Genomic DNA, 4,251 nt, shown 5'->3' with positions numbered 1-4,251 from the left:
GGGTATGTCCGCCGCATACTTCCATGATTTTGATAGGTTTTTCTAGCCGATTGCATAATTTGGCGATTTCGCAGTATAACGCTTCAGCTTTTTCCGGTTCGCGGAATTCGTCAACATATTTCATAGGAAGTAAGGAATAGTGAGTTTTATCTATCGATTAATTTCGCTTTTTTGGTAAAAAGTTTTTTTACAAATCGCATACTTCTACGGAGAAGCAAGCTATGCACAGCGTCTCTAAAAGTTGCCTCATCTAGATTCTAACTTCCTACCTTCTTCACGTACTAATCCCTGTTTGTAATGTTGCTAATTCTTGGAAAAGTTGTAATGTTTCTGCTGCTTCTTCTTTATTAATTCGATTCATTGCAAAGCCAACATGCACTAGTACCCAATCACCGACACAAGCTTCAGGGGGATGTTGTTCATCTACAATACAAGCAATATTTACTTCGCGCTTGACACCACCAATGTTAACTATGGCTAATTTATGGTTAACGTTGGTAATTTCTATAATTTGTCCGGGAATTCCTAAGCACATTTTTTATTTTTTAGGATAAATTAACCACATAGGCACAGAGAACACAGAGGGAATTATTTGTGAGAGAAACTTTTTCAGATATCAAGACTCATGTATTAATTGTGCGGCTGCAATCACTGCTTGTCCTAAAGATAAGCCGCCGTCATTAGCTGGAACTAAGCTGTGAGTAAGTACTTTTATTCCCAATATCTGTAATTCTTTGGTAACTTGCTCTAACAATATACGATTTTGAAATACTCCTCCTGTTAAGGCTACCTGAGAAATCAGATTTTCTTGAGAAAGATGCTTAACCATTCCCACAATCGTATTCGCTAAACCTTTGTGAAATTTGGCAGCCATAATTGATTGTGGAATCTGCTGCTGTAAGTCATTTAGCAAGGCTTGCCACATTGGACGCGGGTCTATACAGTAAATACTATCTAAAAAGCTAAAGCTAAAAGGATATATTAGCGTTTCTTTATCATTATTTAAGCTGCTAACATCTACTATAGCTTCCATTGCGATCGCAGCCTGTCCTTCATAGCTACATTCATCTCTATAAATACCGATAGCCGCTGCCACTGCATCGAACAATCGCCCCACTGATGAAGCTGGAGGAGAGTTAATACCTTTCTCTGTAAGTTGATTGAGTAGTTTAAGCGGCTTGTTTTTCAAAAACTTAAATATTTCTAAATCAGTATATTTTTGTTCGCAATCATCCCAAAGGTTAGCGGCTACTAATTGGGCATAAGTATTACGCCAAGGTTGATAAATAGCTTGTTTAGCACCAATCATTGCTACTGATTTAAATGTTGCTAGTCGTTGAAATTTCCGATAATCTGCTAAAAGAAATTCTCCACCCCAGAGTGTACCATTGTGGCCGTAACCTAAACCATCTAAAGCAATACCTAATATTGGAGGTGAATCTAAAGGAATCCCATTTTCTGCCATACAAGCAGCGATATGGGCATGATGATGTTGAATTGGGTAAATTTTGATTTTATTTGTATCTGCAAGTTCTTTACCAAGTTTGCTTGAGAGATATTCAGGGTGTTTATCAATGGCAATTATTTCTGGCTGATGCTCAAATAAATTTAAGTATAAATTTAAATTTTCTTGGTAAGCGTTGAAAGCCGCAGCATTTTCTAAATCTCCTAGATGTTGAGATAGAATTGCTTTTCCTTCACGCAATAAGCAAAAGGTATTTTTTAACTCACTGCCCATTGCTAAAATTTGCGGTACATTGTCAAATCCTGATGGTAAACTAATTGCTGCTGGTGCATATCCTCTGGCACGGCGAATTGTTTGAACTTTATCTCCGACAACACGCACAACCGAATCATCTACCCGATTAATAATTTCCCGATTGTGAAAGAGAAAATAATCAGCAATTGTCCCTAATTTTTCTCTTGCTTCGTCATTGTCAATACATTGTGGTTCATCAGCAAGATTACCACTTGTTAAAACAATTGGGCGATTCATCCGCCGCAGAATTAAATGATGTAAGGGCGTATAAGGTAGCATGAAACCAAGGGTACTTTGCCCTGATGCTATCGATGGCGCTACTTTTTTACCTATCGCTTGTAATAAAACAATTGGTGCAGCAGAACTTGTTAATAATTCTTTTTCTTTGGCGTTGACAATACAATATTGTTCAATTATCTCAACATTCCGCGCCATTAAAGCAAAAGGTTTATGATAGCGCTTTTTTCGCTGACGCAGTTTTTGTACAACGGTTTCTTGCGTTGCATCGCAAGCTAGATGAATACCACCTAACCCCTTAATTGCCACAATCTCACCTTTTTGCAACAAGGTACAAACAGCATCGACATCATCCAACATCGAAAACATGGAAGCAGTAACCGATTTCCCATCAGCGCGTTCTAACCAAGCTGCGGGGCCGCAAACATGACAACCTACAGGTTGGGCGTGAAAACGGCGATTTTCGACATCATGATACTCCTTTCCACATTCTGAACACATCACAAACGCAGACATACTGGTATTACATCTGTCATAAGGAATGGCACGAATAATACTCAGGCGGGGGCCACAATGAGTACAGTTAGTAAAGGGGTAGCGATAAAAGCGACTAAAAGGGTCGAATATTTCTTGTTGACATTGCGGACAAATAGCTGCGTCAGGGGTAATTTCTGTTTTAATGGTATTATTGACACTAGTAGAAATTACAAAATCATCAAATTTAAATTCACCTTCATAAGTAGTTCTAGTTAGTTGATTAATTCTTGCCAACGGTGGACATTCTGTTTGCAATCTGGCTAGAAATTCTGTTATTGCTTCCTCACTACCAGATACCCGAATTAATACACCTTCACCATCATTACAAACATCTCCACACAAACCGTAGGTTTTAGCCAGACGATATACAGTAGGGCGAAATCCTACCCCTTGAACAATACCGCAAACTCTAATTTCTTCAGTCGCCATATAAATCTGACTTTCCAAAATTACGAATTACGAATTACGAATTATTAAACTGCCACAGCAAAATTCGGTTATTTCCAGAATCAGCTATCACTGCTGTATTGCCACAAATTTTTATCCCGTAACACCAATTTAAGCTATCTCGTTTAGGTAGTCCGAAATTACGATTTTCACCTTTACTTTGAAAATTTATTTGTCCTGCTAACCCATCTGCCACTACACCTTGCAGTGATAAAATTGATTCTACTTTTTTCCATCCTAACAACCGGGAATTAGCAGTATCTGCAACTATTAACCAATCTCCAGCCACCCCGACACCATAAGGCATACTCAAACTACTAGCACTAGGATAATAAACTCCTTGATTCATTTCCACAAAATCAAAGCTTTTTTGTCCTAAAACCACTGCACAAGGGGCATTATTTTCTGTTGGTATTCCCTGCCAAATCATCACTCGGTGATTACCTGCATCGCTGACAACTAAATTTTCTCCCCAAAGGGTAATATCGTGACACCAACGCATACTCGCTGCGGTTGGAGAAGCACCGCCGTTTTCATTGCGAGATATCATATCTGGTTGTCCCAAAACTACATCAGCAGGTTGACCATTTTCTGTTGGGAATTGATGCCAAATTAATACCCTTCGATTACCTGTATCAGCAATAAATAGCCGTCCTTGATGATAGAAAACACCATAAGGCCAGTGCATTGTACTGGCAGATGCTTGTTGACTTCCCCGATTTGGTTCATTGTCGATAAAATTAGCTTGTCCTAATACTAAATCGGCTGGAACATTGTTATCTTCTGGTAAATTTTTCCAAATTAAAACTCGATGATTCCAAGCATCTGCTACAGCTAACCCTTCATCGCAACTACAAATACCAGTTGGTACGTTTAAAGTACTCCTTCCAGTTGTACCTTTAGCATTTTGTCCTTCATGAGAAAAGTCAGGTTGTCCAATTACCCAATCAGCCGATTGACTATCTTTAGTAGGTAAATTCCGCCATCCCAATAATCGATGATGTCCTGTATCCGACACCCACAATAGCCCATTTGCAAACAAACAAGCACCGCGAGGCCCAAACATTGTAGTCGGACTGGGTGCTACAGGTATCACTAATTGTTCTGTTTCAATAATATTGCCTAAAATTACCTCTGCACCCTGAGATGAAAAAGGTAAATTTTGAGGGGTTGCTGTTGTTTCTGGCGGTAATTGTGGTATAGGATGAATTCTAATTGGGATATCCATGAACCGCAAATAGAGGCTGTTACATATTTAAAAACATTAATGT

At 38.9% G+C, this 4,251-nt stretch carries 3 protein-coding genes and 1 pseudogene; all 4 read right to left on the bottom strand.

What is annotated here, in order from left to right:
- Positions 1-124 (bottom strand): annotated as a pseudogene (locus IQ229_RS24110) (hydrogenase formation protein HypD); the annotation flags it as partial.
- 150 nt (positions 125-274) lie between these two features.
- Complete coding sequence (locus IQ229_RS15460; RefSeq protein ID WP_194045089.1) at positions 275-535, bottom strand: HypC/HybG/HupF family hydrogenase formation chaperone; 261 nt, start codon at positions 533-535, stop codon at positions 275-277.
- Between the two features lie 81 nt (positions 536-616).
- Positions 617-2,962 carry a carbamoyltransferase HypF gene (hypF, locus tag IQ229_RS15455; RefSeq protein WP_194045088.1) on the bottom strand — a complete coding sequence of 782 codons (2,346 nt, stop codon included), beginning with the start codon at positions 2,960-2,962 and terminating at the stop codon, positions 617-619.
- Positions 2,963-2,996: 34 nt separating this feature from the next.
- Complete coding sequence (locus tag IQ229_RS15450) at positions 2,997-4,208, bottom strand: NHL repeat-containing protein (RefSeq protein ID WP_194045086.1); 1,212 nt, start codon at positions 4,206-4,208, stop codon at positions 2,997-2,999.
- Between the last annotated feature and the right edge of the window lie 43 nt (positions 4,209-4,251).

Origin of the sequence: Nostoc cf. edaphicum LEGE 07299 (assembly GCF_015207245.1) — a bacterium.
Taxonomy (GTDB): Bacteria; Cyanobacteriota; Cyanobacteriia; order Cyanobacteriales; family Nostocaceae; genus Nostoc; species Nostoc edaphicum_B.
The sequence above is the reverse complement of the archived record's forward strand: the minus strand, read 5'-3'. Positions and strand labels throughout refer to the sequence as shown.

Excerpts from the sequence above, each read along its gene's own strand:
- IQ229_RS15460 (WP_194045089.1), bottom strand. The coding sequence starts at position 535 with ATGTGCTTAGGAATTCCCGGACAAATTATAGAAATTACCAACGTTAAC.
- hypF (WP_194045088.1), bottom strand. The coding sequence starts at position 2,962 with ATGGCGACTGAAGAAATTAGAGTTTGCGGTATTGTTCAAGGGGTAGGA.
- IQ229_RS15450 (WP_194045086.1), bottom strand. The coding sequence starts at position 4,208 with ATGGATATCCCAATTAGAATTCATCCTATACCACAATTACCGCCAGAA.